Annotated in this window: 13 protein-coding genes; 6 read left to right on the top strand and 7 right to left on the bottom strand. The window is 73.4% G+C overall.

Going from position 1 to position 14,192, the window contains the following annotated elements:
* Nucleotides 1-52: 52 nt before the first annotated feature.
* Both OOK31_RS22190 and dapD read left to right on the top strand, forming a co-directional pair.
* Nucleotides 53-1,282 carry an MFS transporter gene (locus OOK31_RS22190; RefSeq protein WP_267089498.1) on the top strand — a complete coding sequence of 410 codons (1,230 nt, stop codon included), beginning with the start codon at nucleotides 53-55 and terminating at the stop codon, nucleotides 1,280-1,282.
* Nucleotides 1,283-1,291: 9 nt separating this feature from the next.
* Nucleotides 1,292-2,272, top strand: a complete 981-nt coding sequence (gene dapD, locus OOK31_RS22185; protein ID WP_267089048.1) for a 2,3,4,5-tetrahydropyridine-2,6-dicarboxylate N-succinyltransferase — start codon at nucleotides 1,292-1,294, stop codon at nucleotides 2,270-2,272.
* A 233-nt stretch (nucleotides 2,273-2,505) separates the two neighbouring features.
* On the opposite strand, the gene OOK31_RS22180 is transcribed toward dapD, so the two are convergent.
* The 3 genes from OOK31_RS22180 to OOK31_RS22170 all read right to left on the bottom strand — a co-directional run bounded on the left by OOK31_RS22180 (nucleotide 2,506) and on the right by OOK31_RS22170 (nucleotide 5,251).
* Nucleotides 2,506-2,760 carry a hypothetical protein gene (locus OOK31_RS22180; protein WP_267089047.1) on the bottom strand — a complete coding sequence of 85 codons (255 nt, stop codon included), beginning with the start codon at nucleotides 2,758-2,760 and terminating at the stop codon, nucleotides 2,506-2,508.
* Nucleotides 2,761-2,897: 137 nt separating this feature from the next.
* Nucleotides 2,898-3,347 (bottom strand): GNAT family N-acetyltransferase, encoded by a 450-nt coding sequence (locus tag OOK31_RS22175; RefSeq protein ID WP_267089046.1) that lies wholly within the window; start codon nucleotides 3,345-3,347, stop codon nucleotides 2,898-2,900.
* A 62-nt stretch (nucleotides 3,348-3,409) separates the two neighbouring features.
* Nucleotides 3,410-5,251 carry an endonuclease/exonuclease/phosphatase family protein gene (locus OOK31_RS22170; RefSeq protein WP_267089045.1) on the bottom strand — a complete coding sequence of 614 codons (1,842 nt, stop codon included), beginning with the start codon at nucleotides 5,249-5,251 and terminating at the stop codon, nucleotides 3,410-3,412.
* Between the two features lie 341 nt (nucleotides 5,252-5,592).
* Between OOK31_RS22170 and OOK31_RS22165 the strand changes: the two genes are divergently transcribed.
* Entirely contained in the window at nucleotides 5,593-7,092 is a 1,500-nt protein-coding gene (locus OOK31_RS22165) for a hypothetical protein (RefSeq protein WP_267089044.1), read from the top strand.
* Nucleotides 7,093-7,266: 174 nt separating this feature from the next.
* Entirely contained in the window at nucleotides 7,267-8,718 is a 1,452-nt protein-coding gene (locus OOK31_RS22160) for an alkaline phosphatase PhoX (protein ID WP_267089043.1), read from the top strand.
* A 44-nt stretch (nucleotides 8,719-8,762) separates the two neighbouring features.
* On the opposite strand, the gene OOK31_RS22155 is transcribed toward OOK31_RS22160, so the two are convergent.
* The 4 genes from OOK31_RS22155 to OOK31_RS22140 form a co-directional block, all read right to left on the bottom strand.
* On the bottom strand, nucleotides 8,763-8,939 hold the full coding sequence (locus OOK31_RS22155) for a hypothetical protein (RefSeq protein WP_267089042.1): 177 nt from the start codon (nucleotides 8,937-8,939) through the stop codon (nucleotides 8,763-8,765).
* 102 nt (nucleotides 8,940-9,041) lie between these two features.
* A complete protein-coding gene (locus OOK31_RS22150; RefSeq protein ID WP_267089041.1) occupies nucleotides 9,042-10,208 on the bottom strand; it encodes a TerD family protein in 1,167 nt (388 codons plus the stop codon).
* A 53-nt stretch (nucleotides 10,209-10,261) separates the two neighbouring features.
* Nucleotides 10,262-10,483 (bottom strand): hypothetical protein, encoded by a 222-nt coding sequence (locus OOK31_RS22145; RefSeq protein ID WP_267089040.1) that lies wholly within the window; start codon nucleotides 10,481-10,483, stop codon nucleotides 10,262-10,264.
* Between the two features lie 79 nt (nucleotides 10,484-10,562).
* Nucleotides 10,563-12,107, bottom strand: coding sequence for an aldehyde dehydrogenase (NADP(+)) (locus tag OOK31_RS22140; RefSeq protein ID WP_267089039.1), 1,545 nt, complete (start codon nucleotides 12,105-12,107; stop codon nucleotides 10,563-10,565).
* 137 nt (nucleotides 12,108-12,244) lie between these two features.
* Here OOK31_RS22140 and OOK31_RS22135 point away from each other — a divergent pair, with 137 nt between their 5' ends.
* Together OOK31_RS22135 and OOK31_RS22130 are read left to right on the top strand one after the other, a co-directional pair.
* Nucleotides 12,245-13,039 (top strand): IclR family transcriptional regulator, encoded by a 795-nt coding sequence (locus OOK31_RS22135; RefSeq protein WP_267089038.1) that lies wholly within the window; start codon nucleotides 12,245-12,247, stop codon nucleotides 13,037-13,039.
* 126 nt (nucleotides 13,040-13,165) lie between these two features.
* Nucleotides 13,166-14,158, top strand: a complete 993-nt coding sequence (locus OOK31_RS22130) for a hypothetical protein (protein WP_267089037.1) — start codon at nucleotides 13,166-13,168, stop codon at nucleotides 14,156-14,158.
* Nucleotides 14,159-14,192: the final 34 nt, after the last annotated feature.

Here is a 14,192-nt window from a genome sequence, read left to right as displayed (position 1 = left end):
TAGTCCGTTCCCAAAAGGAACTTACTCGGATCGCGAGGGGGACACGGGTGTGCTGCAGGGGATCAAGGACGTACCGAGGGTCGTGTGGCTGCTGGCTGCGGGGATCTTCGTCAACACCGTCGCCAGCTTCACCGTCGTCTTCGTCTTCCTCTACCTGACCGGCCCGCGCGGCCTCGGCACCACCCAGGCGGGCCTGATCGTCGGCATCGGCGGCATCGGCCTGGTCGCCGGCAACTTCACCGGCGGCTGGTACGGAGACCGTTTCGGTCACCGTCGGGTGCTGCTCACCGCCTCGGCCCTCGGCGGAGCCGCCCTCGTCTGCCTGCCGGCGGTCCCCACCGCCCTGCTGGCCCTCCTCCTGCCCCTCGCCCAGTACGCCTCCGGGGTGATCCGCGCCGCCAACTCCGCGCTGGTCGCGGTCACCGTGCCGGAAGGTTCCCGCCGCCAGGCCTTCGCCGTCACCCGCTGCCTGTCCAACGGCGGCTTCGCGGTGGGCGGACCGCTCGGGGCCCTCATCGCGACCGGGCTCTCGTACGACTGGCTCTTCGTCGCGGACGGCCTCGGCACCCTCTTCTTCGCCCTCTGGACCGCCCGGGTCGTCCCGGCCAGGGCCCCCACCGCCCCCTCCGCGGCCCCGGACGGGGGTCTGGGCCGCGGAGGGCTGTGGCGGGAGCTGCGCGCACGGCCGGCCGTACTGGTCCTGCTCGGTGCGATCGTCGTCATCGACGTCGTCTACCGGCAGCACCTCACGACCTTCCCCGTCTACCTCGCCGACCACGGTCTGGACACCCGCGCGTACGGCTGGCTCATCGCGGTCAACTGCGGCGTCATCCTGCTCCTGGAGATCCCCGCCGCCCTCGCCCTGCGGCGGCGCTCCCCGCTGCACGTCATCGGCAGCGGGCTGGTGCTGGTGGGCGGCGGCTACGCGATGCTGATGCTCGGGGTCGGTACCGCAACGGCCGTCGCGATGATGCTGCTGCTCACCCTCGGTGAGATCCTCTACAAGACCACCGCCATGGCGTACGTAGCGGACGAATCTCCCGAGCACGCCGTCGGCCGGTTCCAGAGCCTGTACGCGGGTGTCTCCATCAGTGGCTTCGTCCTCGCCGCGCCCCTCGGCGGAGCCTTGTACGACAGCGCGCCGGAGCTGCTGTGGCCGCTGTGCGCGGCGCTCGGCGCGGCCGCCGGGGGGATCGTGCTGGCCACGGGTGCGCGGGGGGTGCGGCGACCCGCGCGACCGTCACATGAGACCGGTTCGCAACCGAAGGCCGTCGCCGGTTAGGTTTCGGATATGACTGCTACGCGTACCACCGGCGCCGTCGCCGCCGGACTTGCCACCATCACCGCCGACGGCACCGTCCTCGACACCTGGTTCCCCGCCCCCGAGCTGGTCGACGGGCCCGGCCCGGCCGGCACCGAGCGCCTCACCGCCGAGCAGGCCGTGGAGTTCCTCGGCGCGGCCGCGGCCAAGGCCCTCCGCTCGGACGCGGTCCGCGGCGTCGAGGTCGTAGCCGTCCGCACCGTCATCTCCTCCCTGGAGGACAAGCCGCTGGACGCGCACGACGCGTACCTGCGCCTGCACCTGCTGAGCCACCGCCTGGTCAAGCCGCACGGCCAGAACCTGGACGGCGTCTTCGGCCTGCTGACCAACGTCGCCTGGACCTCGCTCGGCCCGGTCGCCGTCGACCAGGTCGAGACCGTCCGCCTGAACGCCCGCGCCGAGGGCCTGCACCTCCAGGTCACCTCGATCGACAAGTTCCCGCGCATGACCGACTACGTCGCCCCCAAGGGCGTGCGCATCGCCGACGCGGACCGCGTCCGCCTCGGCGCGCACCTCGCCGAGGGCACCACCGTCATGCACGAGGGCTTCGTCAACTTCAACGCCGGCACCCTCGGCACCTCCATGGTCGAGGGCCGCATCTCCGCGGGCGTCGTGGTCGGCGACGGCTCCGACATCGGCGGCGGCGCGTCCACCATGGGCACCCTCTCGGGCGGCGGCAAGCAGATCATCTCGATCGGCGCGCGCACCCTCATCGGCGCCGAGGCGGGCGTGGGCATCGCCCTGGGCGACGAGTGCGTCGTCGAGGCCGGCCTCTACGTCACCGCGGGCACCCGCGTCACCCTGCCGGACGGCCAGATCGTCAAGGCCCTGGAGCTCTCCGGCGCCAACAACATCCTCTTCCGCCGCAACTCGGTCACCGGCGCCGTCGAGGCCCGCCCGTACAAGGCGGCCTGGGGCGGCCTGAACGAGGTCCTGCACAGCCACAACTGACGCCCGGCCGGACCGGCGCCCGGTCCGCCCGTCACTGCCGAACGCCCTCCCACGGCCCACCGCGGCCCCGGGAGGGCGTTCGCCGTCGCGGGGCCGCGGTGGGCCGGTGCGAGGCCGCTCAGTCCAGGGGGATCAGGTGCGCCCAGACGGCGCGGAGCCTGGCGAGCAGGACACGTTGCTCCTCGCTCCAGCCGTCGTCCACGGTGAGGGAGAGGGCCCGGGGCTCCCGGACGTCAGTGCTGGGGGAAGGTGCGGATCAGGCCGGCGAAGGCCTGCTGCTCCGCCTCCGTCAGTTCCACCGACTCCATCGGGTGCGCGGCGCGGCCGCGCTGGGCCGGGATGACCGGCAGACCCTCGTAGGCGCCTGGCTCGGGGTGGTGGAAGCGGCTGTCCCACAGCATGTGGCCCAGGCCGAGGACCCAGACGAGGGCGGCCGCGAACAGGACGACGAGGCCGATTTCCTGGGCGAGGGAGATGGAGGGGAACACGCGGTCCTCCCGGGAGAGCAGGGTGGTGGATCGGGCGTGGAGACACTCTCCACCACAACCGGCCGATTTCGGTACGGATGTGTCGAGCGTCACGCCAGGGCCGAAAGGCCTGAATTCGCCGGGCGCGGGGCCGCCCGTCACTGCTCCAGGCGCAGCTTGAAACCCTCGTGGCTCCGTTCGAAGCCGAGGCGTTCGTAGAACCGGTGGGCGGCCCCCCGGCGCTTGTTGCTGGTCAGCTGGACCAGGCCGCAGCCCCGGGCGCGGGCCCGGTCCACCGCGAGGCGCATCAGCTCCGCGCCCAGGCCGCCGCCCCGGCGGTCCGCGCGGACCCGTACCGCCTCCACCAGGGCCCGCTCCTGCCCGTCCTGGCCCAGGCCCGGGATGTAGGTCAGCTGGAGGCAGCCGAGGACCTCCTCCCCGTCCGCGAGGACCAGCATCTCGTTGCGCGGATCCGCCTCGATGTCGGCGAAGGCCCGCTCCTGGGCCGGGCCGGCCACGACCGAGGCCGGGTCGACGACACGGTCCTCGTCGGCCAGCAGGGCGAGTACGGCGGGCAGGTCCCGGCGGGTGGCGATGCGGAAGATCATGCCCGGATTGTGCCAAGGGGGCCCGGCCGTGGCGGCGGCCGGGCCCCCTCGGGGTCCGGTGGCTACGGGCGGAAGCGCAGCACCTGCGGGTCGTGGTCGCTGTTCTGGGCCGAGAACTCCGCGTTGATGTGGACGCTGTCGTACGTGAAGTTCTTGATCGCCGGGCTGGTCAGGATCTGGTCCAGGACCTGGGCGTTGCCCTGGTAGACGTAGGAGTAACGTTCCGCCTTCGGCAGCGACTTGATCGCCGGGTACAGGGCCCCGCCGTCCGCCAGCGCGTTCGTCGTCGCCGAGAACTCGAAGTCGTTGATGTCACCGAGGACCAGGACGTTCGCGTTCTTCTCGGTCGCCAGGATGTCCTTGACGAAACCGTTCACCGCCTGCGCCTGGAGCAGCCGCTTGGCCTCCGAGGAGCGCACCGGCGGCTGGTGGTGCGAGGTCAGGCCCTCGTCGCCGCCCTTGGAACCGAAGTGGTTGGCGATCACGAAGACCGTACGGCCGCGGAAGAAGAACTCGCCGGCCAGCGGCTTGCGGCTGTCGGCCCACGCCGGGTTCGCCGGGTCGATGCGGCCGGGGGAGTGGGTCAGGGCGGCGTGGCCCTTCTCCCGGACGACACCGGTCGCCGTCGTCGCGTCGCCCGGGGCGCGCTCGGTGAAGGAGACCCGCGCCGGGTTGAAGAGGAACACCTGGCGGATGTTGCCGCCGGGCTCGCCGCCGTCCTTCTTGTCCTCGGGGTTGATGGTCCGCCACTGGTACGCCGGGCCGCCCGCGGCCACGATCGCGGCCGTGAACTTCGTCAGCGTCTGCTCGGCGGAGACGGTGCCGTCGTTCTTGGCGCCGTTGTCGTCCTGGATCTCCTCCAGGGCCACGATGTCGGGGGAGGCGAGGTTCTCCACGACCGCCTTGGCGAGGTTGTCGAACTTCGTCTGCGGGTCGGTCGGGTCGAGGTTCTCGACGTTGTACGTGGCCACGGCCAGCTCGCCGGGGGACTGCGCCTTGGTCTTCTCGGGGGCCAGGGTGCCCGCCTTGACCGTGCCCAGGGTGCGGGCCACCAGGGTGTAGCCGCCGAACTGGTTGAAGTCCAGGGGGCCTTCGGTGGTGCCGGTCAGCTTGTCGCCGACGTTGGCGACCGGGAAGGGCTGCTGCGCGAGCGGGGCGAGCTGCTGGATCTGGAGGCGGCCGGTGTTCTGGGACTCGTACGAGCCGTAGACCGTGCCGCCGCGCTTGGCGGTGTTCTCCCAGCCCTTGACCGTGACCCACAGCTCCGAGTACGGGTCGGTGGCGCCGACCACGCGCGAGGTGCCGATCTTGACGGTCATGCCCTCCAGGGACTCGTAGTGGTCCAGGGCGTAGCGCGAGGGCTCCAGGCGCAGGCCGTTGATGCTGCCGGCGGCGGCCGGGTCGCCCGCCGGGGCGTACTCGGAGGGGACCGTGTACTCGTTGATCGCGGTGGCCGCGGGCAGCGCGTTGCCCGAGGAGACCACGGTCACGGTGGGCTTGGCGATCTGGGTGACCGACTGGTTCCCGGAGTTGACCCCGCCGGGGACGTACTCGCCCACGGTGCCGGAGACCTTGACCGCGTCGCCGACGGTGACGGTCGGGACGGAGCTGGTGAAGACGAAGACGCCCTCACTGGTGGCGGCGTCGTCGTCGGCGTCCGGGTCCTGGATCCAGAAGCCGCGCGAGCCGTAGGTGCGCACGCCGGTGACGATGCCCTCGACGCCGGCGACCGCCTTGCCGTTGAAGGGGGAGACCCGGGTGGTGCCCTGGATGTCGTGGATGCGTATCGGATCGGCGGACACGGCGCCTTCGGCCGCGTCGGCGGAACCGGCGAGCAGGCCGGTGGCCAGCGCGGTGGCGACGAGGGCCGCGACGGCGGCGGAACGGGGATGCGAGGAGCGCATGGGCTGGAACTCCGGTGTGTGGAGGAAGGGGAGGACTGACGGCCTTGAGATGTCTACGCGCGTCAATTTCCTGTGTGACCAGCGAAGTTGTCAAGGCCTCCAGGGAAGACGGGAGCTGACTGTGGGATGAACCAACGGAGATGGCCCGCCAGGCGTGCCCGAAATGCGTCTACGCTGGGTCGCCGCACCAGGCCTGACGGACCGCGACCACCAGCACGGGCGCCGTGATTCCGCTTCCGCTTCCGCGCCGCACCCCGCGGGCCGACGGCGCACCACCGCACCACCGCTTCGCGCACCACCGCTTCGCGCATCACCGTTCGACCTCCGAGGAGAAACACCGCATGTCCGCAGAGCCGCGCCCCACGCTGCCGCCGGTACGGCTGCACTCCGATGCGGAGCTGGCCCGCGACGCCCTCGTCGCCCCGCTGTTCGCCCGCGCCGTCCGCCTCGCCCGCTGGGCCGGACCCGACACCCGCGTCGAGGTCGGCGGCGAACTCGCCGCCGACCAGCTGGCCGAAGCCGCCGCCGTACTCGGCCTCGACGCGGGTGACGAGGACGGCCCGATGTACGCGAGCCAGGCCTGGCGGGTGGCCGTGGACACCGGCCTGGTCGACGTGACCGAACCCGAGGAGGACGCGGGCGACGCCGAGGAAGGCCCGGACGGCGGCGAGCCCGACCACGGCACCGCCGCCCCCGGCGAAGACCTCGCCCTGCTCGCCGGCGGCGCCCCCGGCGACGTGCTCGACCTGTGGCTGGCGGCCCTCGACACCGTCCTCGCGGACGCCGCCGTACCGGACCTGGACGACCTCGTCGACGCGATGGACTCGGGCGGCGAGATCGACTTCGACCGGCTCGACTGGAACCCGCAGCGCGAGGCGGACTTCCTCGACGGCGTGCTCGCCAACCTCTACCTGCTCACCGTCGCCGAGGGCGGCTCGGGCGAGGGGCCGGTTCCGCTGCCGGTGCTCGCCGCCTCGATGATCGTCCCCGACGACATGGGCGACCCGACCGACGCCGTCCTGGAGCAGGTCTCGGACGCGATGATGCGCCTCGACGACCAGTTCCGGCAGCTGGAGCCCATCGGCCTGGTCGAGTTCCGACCCGTCGACGAGGAGCTGATGGCCGAGACGGCCGACGAGGACCTCGCCGCCGGCCCCCAGGGCATCGACGACGACGAGGACGTGTCCCGGTACGGGATGGTACGGCTGACCCCGCTCGGCCTGTACGGCGTCCGCGCCCGGATGCTGGAGGCCGGGGTCGACGCCCCCGCCATCGGGGAACTGGCCGACAAGGGCGCCGAGACCCTGCTCGACGCGGTCTCGTACTACCCCGAGAGCGCGGCGCAGGCCGAGATCGAACAGTGGCTGGACGGCCGCGAACTGCCCGCCGCCGTCGCCGAGCTGCTGGCCGCGGCCCGCGGTGACGACGAGGGCGCCCCGCTGCGCAGGCTGCGCTGCCAGCAGGCGCTCGCCCCGGCCGGACGGGAGGCCGAGCCGGCCGTCCGCGCCGTGCTGGACGACCCGCAGCTCGGCGGGCTCGCCCGGGTGTGGCTGGCGGAACACGGGGTGGCCGACGTACCCGCCCCCGACCAGGCGATGGTGTTCTGGCTGACGGTCGACACCATCGCGGCGCAGCTCGCGGCCGACGGGGAGACCGAGGAACTCCCGCTGCTGATGCGCGGGCTGACGGAACACCACGCCGGGTTCTTCGAGCAGGCGTGGCGGGTGGAGCACCCCGCGACGGCGTACGTGCTGGAGGCCATGGGCCGGCTGCACCCGGACAAGAAGGCGTCGAAGGAGGCGCGGAAGGCCGCGTTCAAGGCCCGCTCCCGCCGGCCCTGACCGGGCGGCGTCCACAACCGGCCGTTCCCTGGGCCGGAGCCCGCCATTCCGGGCACCGGCAAGGGATAGGCTCGTTTTCCGGGGTAGTTCAGCCGCCGTTCACGTGCGGGCGGGAGCGTGTGCGCCGACGACCGTACGTCAGGCGCACCACCTCCCCCACCCCCTGGAGACCCGATGCCCCTCAGCCGCAGAGACTTCACCGCCCGCACCGTCATCGCAGGTGCGGGTGTCGCGCTCACCGGGACGGTCGGCGCACTCGCCACCGCGCCCGGGGCGCTGGCCGCCGAAGACGCCCCCGCACCCGAGGACGGGCGCCAAGAGCTCGGCCGTCCGCACGGCCCCGGCTACGGGCCGCTCGTCGCGGACCCCGCCGGACTGCTCGCGCTCCCGGCCGGATTCTCGTACCGCGTGATCACCCACAGCGGGGTCACCACCCTCGACTCGGGCGAGAGCACCCCCTCCAACCACGACGGCACCGCCGCCTTCGAGGGACACCGCGGGGTGACCCTCCTCGTCAACAACCACGAGCTGAAGGGGCCGCGCGCGGGCTGGAAGCACCCCGTCCCGCTCACCGAGGGCCTCGTCTACGACCCGGCCGCGTCCGGCGGCTGCACGGTCGTCGAGGTCCGGCGCGGCGGCGAGGTCGCCGAATGGGTGGGCATCGCCGGCACCTCCACCAACTGCGCGGGCGGCTCCACCCCCTGGGACACCTGGCTGACCTGCGAGGAGAACGAGGACCTGGCCGGCAAGAACGGCATGACCAAGGACCACGGCTACGTCTTCGAGGTCGACCCGCACGACCGCCGGGCCAACCGGGACCCGAAGCCGGTCAAGGCCTTCGGACGGTACGCGCACGAGGCCGTGGTCATCGACCCGCGCCACGGCCACGCGTACCTGACCGAGGACGCCTCCGGCCCCAACGGCCTGCTGTACCGCTGGACCCCGCCGCAGGGCTTCCGGCACGGGCGCGGCAAGCTGCGCACCCTCGCCGCCGACGCCGGCGTCCTCGCCGCCGCCAAGTGCTTCGACAGCGCGGGCCGCTTCGTGGACGACCTCTCGCGCGCCACGAAGACCGGCACCGTGTACGGGGTCGACTGGGTGACCGTCCCCGACCGGGACGCGCGCACCACCGCCGTGCGCAAGCAGTTCGGGGAGGGCGCCGTGACGCGGGCCCGCAAGCTGGAGGGCATGTGGTGGGCGGACGGAGGCGCCTACTTCGTCTCCTCGTACGCGCGCGAGGAGAGCCCGGGCGCCGCGCACGACGGCCAGGTGTGGTTCTACGACCCCAAGCGGCGCACCATCCGGCTCACCGTGCTGATCGGGGTGAACGCCGACCCGTCGGCCGACGGCGGCTACGACGGACCGGACAACATCACCGTGTCCCCGTACGGGGGACTGGTCATCGCCGAGGACGGCAGCGGGCTCCAGCACCTCTTCGGGGCGACCGAGTCGGGACGGGTCTACCCGCTGGCGCGCAACGAGCTGAACATCGGGACCGAGCAGGAGCCGGAGTACTCGGAGTTCACCGGCGTCTGCTTCTCGCCGGACGGGCGCACCCTGTACGCCAACATCCAGGACCCGGGCATCATGCTGGCCATCACCGGCCCGTGGCGGCGCGGACGCTGAACCGGGCGGCCGGGCGGCCGGGCGGCCGCCAGGGATCCACGGCCCTACGGGGCCGTGGCCACCTCGGCGCGGTGGGCGGCGGCCCACTCCTCCAGGAGGAATTCGTACGCCTGCGAGGGCCACTCCCCGTCGACCCCGGTGTCGACGAGGTGCCGGATCGCCTCGTTCGCCTCTGCGGCGGACGGGCGAGCGGGACCCGCGGGCCGGAGTGTGTTCTGCATGCCTTCAAGGCTACGGGCGGGCACTGACAGCCACCGCCGAATTACGGGTGGCATCGATCACCCGTGACGGCCGGTGGTGGCGCCATGTGCCCGCCCACCTGCTCAGAGTGCCTGCGAGGCGGGCTTGACCATGCCGCGCACTGTGCGGGACTTCACAAACTCGCCCAGCGCAGTCATCTCCCACTCGCCGGAGAACTGCTTGATCAGCTTGGCCATCATGACCCCGGTCTGCGGCTCGGCGCCGGTGAGGTCGAAGCGGACCAGCTCCTCGCCGGTCGCCGCGTCGATGAGCCGGCAGTAGGCCTTGGCGACCTCGGTGAACTTCTGCCCGGAGAAGGAGTTCACCGTGAAGACCAGCCCCGTCGCGTCGGCGGGAAGCCGGCCGAGGTCCACGACGATCACCTCGTCGTCCCCGGAGCCCTCACCGGTGAGGTTGTCGCCCGAGTGCTTGACGGCGCCGTTCAGGATGGACAGCTTGCCGAAGTAGCAGCTGTCGATGTGGTTGCGCTGCGGGCCGTAGGCGATGACGGAGGCGTCGAGGTCGATGTCCCCCCGGCCGCCGAAGGCGGGCTCCCAGCCCAGCCCCATCTTGACCTGGGACAGCAGCGGGCGGCCGCCCTTGACGAGGGAGACCGTCTGGTTCTTCTGGAGGCTGACCCGGCCCTTGTCCAGGTTGATCTTGCCCGCGCCGAGGGGCGCGGCGGGCGGCGCGGCCGGAGCCGGGGGCGCGGCGGGCGCGGCCGGGGCGGCGGCGGCCGGGGCGGGCTCCTCCTCCACCGAGACGCCGAAGTCCGTGGCGATGCCGGCGAGGCCGTTGGCGTACCCCTGGCCGACCGCGCGCACCTTCCACGCGCCGCCGCGCTGGTAGACCTCGACGACCACGAGGGCGGTCTCGGCGCCGAGCTGCGGCGGAGTGAAGGTGGCGATCACCGCTCCGCCGGCCGCGTCCCGCACGGTGGCGGTGGGCTCGACGCCCTGGAAGGTCTGCCCGGCGGCGTCGGGGCTGGCCGTGACCACGATCCGCTCGATGCCGGGAGGCAGCGCGGCGGTGTCCACGGTGATGGAGTCCGGCGCCGCGCCACCGCCGGACCGGTAGGTGACACCCGGGCCGGACGGCTGGTTGTAGAAGATGAAGTCGGCGTCGGAGCGCACCTTGCCGTCCGCCGTCAGGAGCAGGCCCGACACGTCGAGCCGCACCGGGGCGGCCACGTCGACCGTCACACGGGCGGTGTTGAGCGGCAGGTTGGAACCAGGGGTCATAGCGGTCATGCACCGAGAACGACCGGGGCGGCTTTGCCGTTCCCTTACCCTCGGGACGGATTTCAGTTCCGGTTACGGGGGTGGTTGCGGGCCGTGCGCTCGTTGCCGAACTTGTAGGAACCGGTCCAGCGGGCCATCACCAGCTGCGCGTCACCCGCCTCCACCTCGGCGAGGAACTTCTCGGCGCGGCCCCCGCGCAGGGTGCTCGCGGCCCGGCCCTGGTGGGTGATGAGGACGGTGCGGTCGCTGCGCATCTCGTACGTGAACCCGTGCGGCTTCGGCATGACGCGCAGCCTGCCCCGCCGGGAGCGGGGCGGGCAACGCATTTACGCCGTCCGGCAGCCCGGCCCGGCGGGGCGCGGCTCAGGCCGGCGCCGGCCCGCCGCTCACCCGGCGCGGCAGGCCCAGCGGGTTGGCCTCGCGCAGCTCCGCCGGGAGCAGGGCGTCGGGCACCGACTGGTACGCCACCGGCCGCAGCCAGCGCTCTACGGCGGTGATGCCGACCGAGGTGGAGTGCGAGGTCGCCGCCGGGTACGGGCCGCCGTGGTGCTGGGCCGGGGCCACCGCGACCCCGACCGGCCAGCCGTTCACCACGATCCGCCCGGCCAGGCCCGTGACCTGCGCGATCAGCTCGCCGGCCGGTCCGGGCGCGCCCTCGGTCTCGGCGGCCGACAGCTGGAGGGTGGCGCTCAGGTTCCCGTCGAGCAGGCCGAGGACCGCGGAGGCCTCGCGCTGGTCGGCGTACCGGACCACGACGGTGGCCGGGCCGAAGCACTCCTCCAGCAGCAGCGCGTGCGGGCCGCCCGCGCCGCCCTCCAGCAGGGCCTGGGCCCGCACCTCCAGGTAGCCCGCGCCGACGGTGTGCTCGCCGCCGGAGCCGGGGGTGACGGGGGCGGTGACGCCGGGCAGCGCGGCGCGCTCGGCGACACCGGCGACGAAGTTGTCCCGCATCCGGTGGTCGAGCAGCACGCCCGGTCCCACCTGTTCGAGGGCCTTGGTGAGCGCGTCGGTGAGCCGGTCCCCGTCGGAGCCCCCGGGGACCAGGGCCAGGCCGGGCTTGACGCAGAACTGGCCGACCCCGAGGGTGACCGCCCCCGCGAGCCCGGACCCGATCTCCTCGGCGCGCTCGGCGGCGGCGGCCGGGGTGACCACGACGGGGTTGAGGGAGCCGAGCTCCCCGTGGAAGGGGATCGGTACGGGCCGGGCGGCGGCCGCGTCGAACAGGGCCCGCCCGCCCCGGACGGAACCGGTGAACCCGGCCGCCGCGACCAGCGGGTGGCGGATCAGCTCCAGACCGGCGTCGAAGCCGTGGACCAGGCCCACCACTCCGGCGGGCAGCCCGTGCTCCTCGGCCGCCCGGCGCAGCAGCGCGGCGCACAGCTCGGAGGTGGCCGGGTGGTCGGGGTGCGCCTTGACCACCACGGGGCAGCCGGCGGCGAGGGCGCTCGCGGTGTCGCCGCCGGGCACGGAGAAGGCCAGCGGGAAGTTGGAGGCGGCGTACACGGCGGCCACGCCCAGCGGCACCTTGTAGCGGCGCAGTTCGGGGCGCGGGGGGCTCAGGGAGGGGTCGGCGCGGTCGATCCGGATGTCGAGGTAGGTCCCCTCGTCGACGGCGTCGGCGAAGGCGCGCAGCTGGCCGGTGGTGCGGGCGAGCTCACCGGTGAGCCGGGCGGCCCCGAGCGCGGTCTCGGCGTCGGCGGTCTCGACCACCCGCGCGACGGCCTCGTCGAGCAGCCGGGCGGCCGTCCGCAGGAAGGCGGCGCGGACGGTCGCGTCGGCCAGCGCCCCGCGGGCGGCGTGGGCGGCGCGCACGGCCTCGTCCACCTCCAGGGGTGTGGCCTGTGCCGCAACCTGTCCGCGCTGCTTCCCGGTGCGGGGGTCCACACTCCAGACTGGTGTCCCTGCCATGGCCCGCTACCTCCTGGATCGTTCAGTATTCTGAACGCCGTTCCGGTGGATGAATGATCACTTCTGCTGCGGACTCTATTTCCGCGTCCACCGCGTGACAAGAGGCGATCAGAGCCGACCAGAGGGGAAGTAGGCGTATGACGACAGCCGAGACGGCCGAACCGGAGGGCGGCGCGACGGCCGCGGCGCCGGTGAAGTCGGCGGTGCGCACGGTCCTGCTGCTGGAGCACTTCGCGGCCCGGCCCGGCCTGCACAGCCTCGCCGACATCCAGAGCGACCTCTCCCTGCCCAAGTCCAGCCTGTACATGCTGCTGCGGACCCTGGTGAACCTGGGCTGGGTGGAGACCGACGCCACCGGCACGCGCTACGGCATCGGCGTACGGGCGCTGCTGGTCGGCAGCTCGTACATCGACGGGGACGAGGTCGTCGCGGCCGCCCGGCCCACCCTGGACCGGCTCTCCGACGACACCACGGAGACCATCCACCTGGCCCGGCTGGACGGCGCGAGCGTCGTCTACCTCGCCACCCGCCAGTCCCAGCACTACCTGCGGCCCTTCACCCGGGTCGGCCGCAGGCTCCCGGTCCACTCCACCGCCCTCGGCAAGGCCCTGCTGGCCACGCACACCGACGAGGAGGTGCGCAGGCTGCTGCCGAAGCGGCTGGAGGCGGTCACCGAGCACACCATCACCGACCGGGAGCGGCTGGTGGAGGAACTGGCGCTGGTACGGGAGCAGGGGTACGCCGTGGACCGGGAGGAGAACACCCTCGGGCTGCGCTGCTTCGGGGTGGCCGTGCCCTACCGGACGCCGGCGCGGGACGCGGTGAGCTGCTCGGTGCCGGTGGCCCGGCTGACGCCGGGGCACGAGCGGGTCATCAAGGAGGCCCTGTTCGAGGCCCGGGACCGGCTGTCGGTGGTGACCCGGCGGATGTGAGGTCCCGCCACGGTCGGTGCGGTCGGTGCGGGTCCTCCTGCCGGTGAGGACGTCTCCCCCACGCGGGGGAGGCGGTTCACCTTCGCGGGGGAGGTGGCGGGGCCCGGGAGACGGGACCGTGAGGACATGAGCGAAAGCACCGTCCACCGGACGCACACGACGCAGCCGTCGGCCCCCGCGCTGGGGACCGGGCGGCGGATCCTGCGGGCCGCCGCGCTGGCCGCGACCCTGCCCTACCTGACGCTGAAGGCGGCCTGGGTGGCCGGGAGCGACCTCGGGATACCGAAGGGCAGCGTGCTGCTGGAGCCCGGCCTGTTCTTCCCCGTGGCCAATGCGGTGACCCTCCTGATGGACTCCTGCGTCATCCTGCTCGTGCTGGTGCTCACCCGCCCCTGGGGCCTGCGCGTACCGGGCTGGCTGCTCACCGTCCCGGTGTACGTCGCGACCGGACTGCTGACCCCGATCGTCCTGGGGTTCCCGGCCCAACTGCTCGTCAAGGCCTTGGGGATGGGCGCCGGGGAGGCCGCGAAGGCGGCCCAGCCGCCCTTCCTCGACCCGTGGGTCTTCGGCGTGGTCTACGGGGGCTTCATCGTCCAAGGACTCGCCCTGGCCGGGCTCTTCGTCCCCTATGCGCGGGAGCGCTGGGGTGCGGGCCTGCGGGGCGCGCTGGGACAGCGGCTCCCGTCGCCCACGGGGGTGGTGGCGGGAGCCGCGGCCGTGGCGGGCACGGGGGAGGCCGCGGTGAGCCTGTACTGGGCCTTCGGCGGGAGCGCCGGACTGCCCGCCCAGCGGGTCGCGGTGTACTCGGCGGAGACGGGCGTGGTGTCCGCGGCCCACGCGGTGTGCGCGCTCGGCGGCGTCGTGGGCGTGGTGCTGCTGGCCCGCGGCGGCGGGCGGCGGGCGGCCTGGCCGCTGGCCCTGGCCTGGATCGGGTCCGCCGCCGCGCTGAGCTGGGGGATGTGGATGCTGGGCGCCACGCTGGGACCTGACCCCGTCTCGGGCGAACGGGCGACCCTCGGGATCACCCTGGCCTACGCTGGCCAGATGATCACGGGGATACTCGGAGCCGCCGTCCTCACCCGGCACCTCCGCTCCCGCTTCCCCCGCCCCGCGGCCTGAGGCGGGGCCGGTGGACGGGGGAGAGCGCAGCGGA

Source organism: Streptomyces sp. NBC_00249, assembly GCF_026342355.1.
Lineage (GTDB): Bacteria > Actinomycetota > Actinomycetes > Streptomycetales > Streptomycetaceae > Streptomyces.
This window is presented reverse-complemented; position numbering and strand designations above follow the sequence as displayed.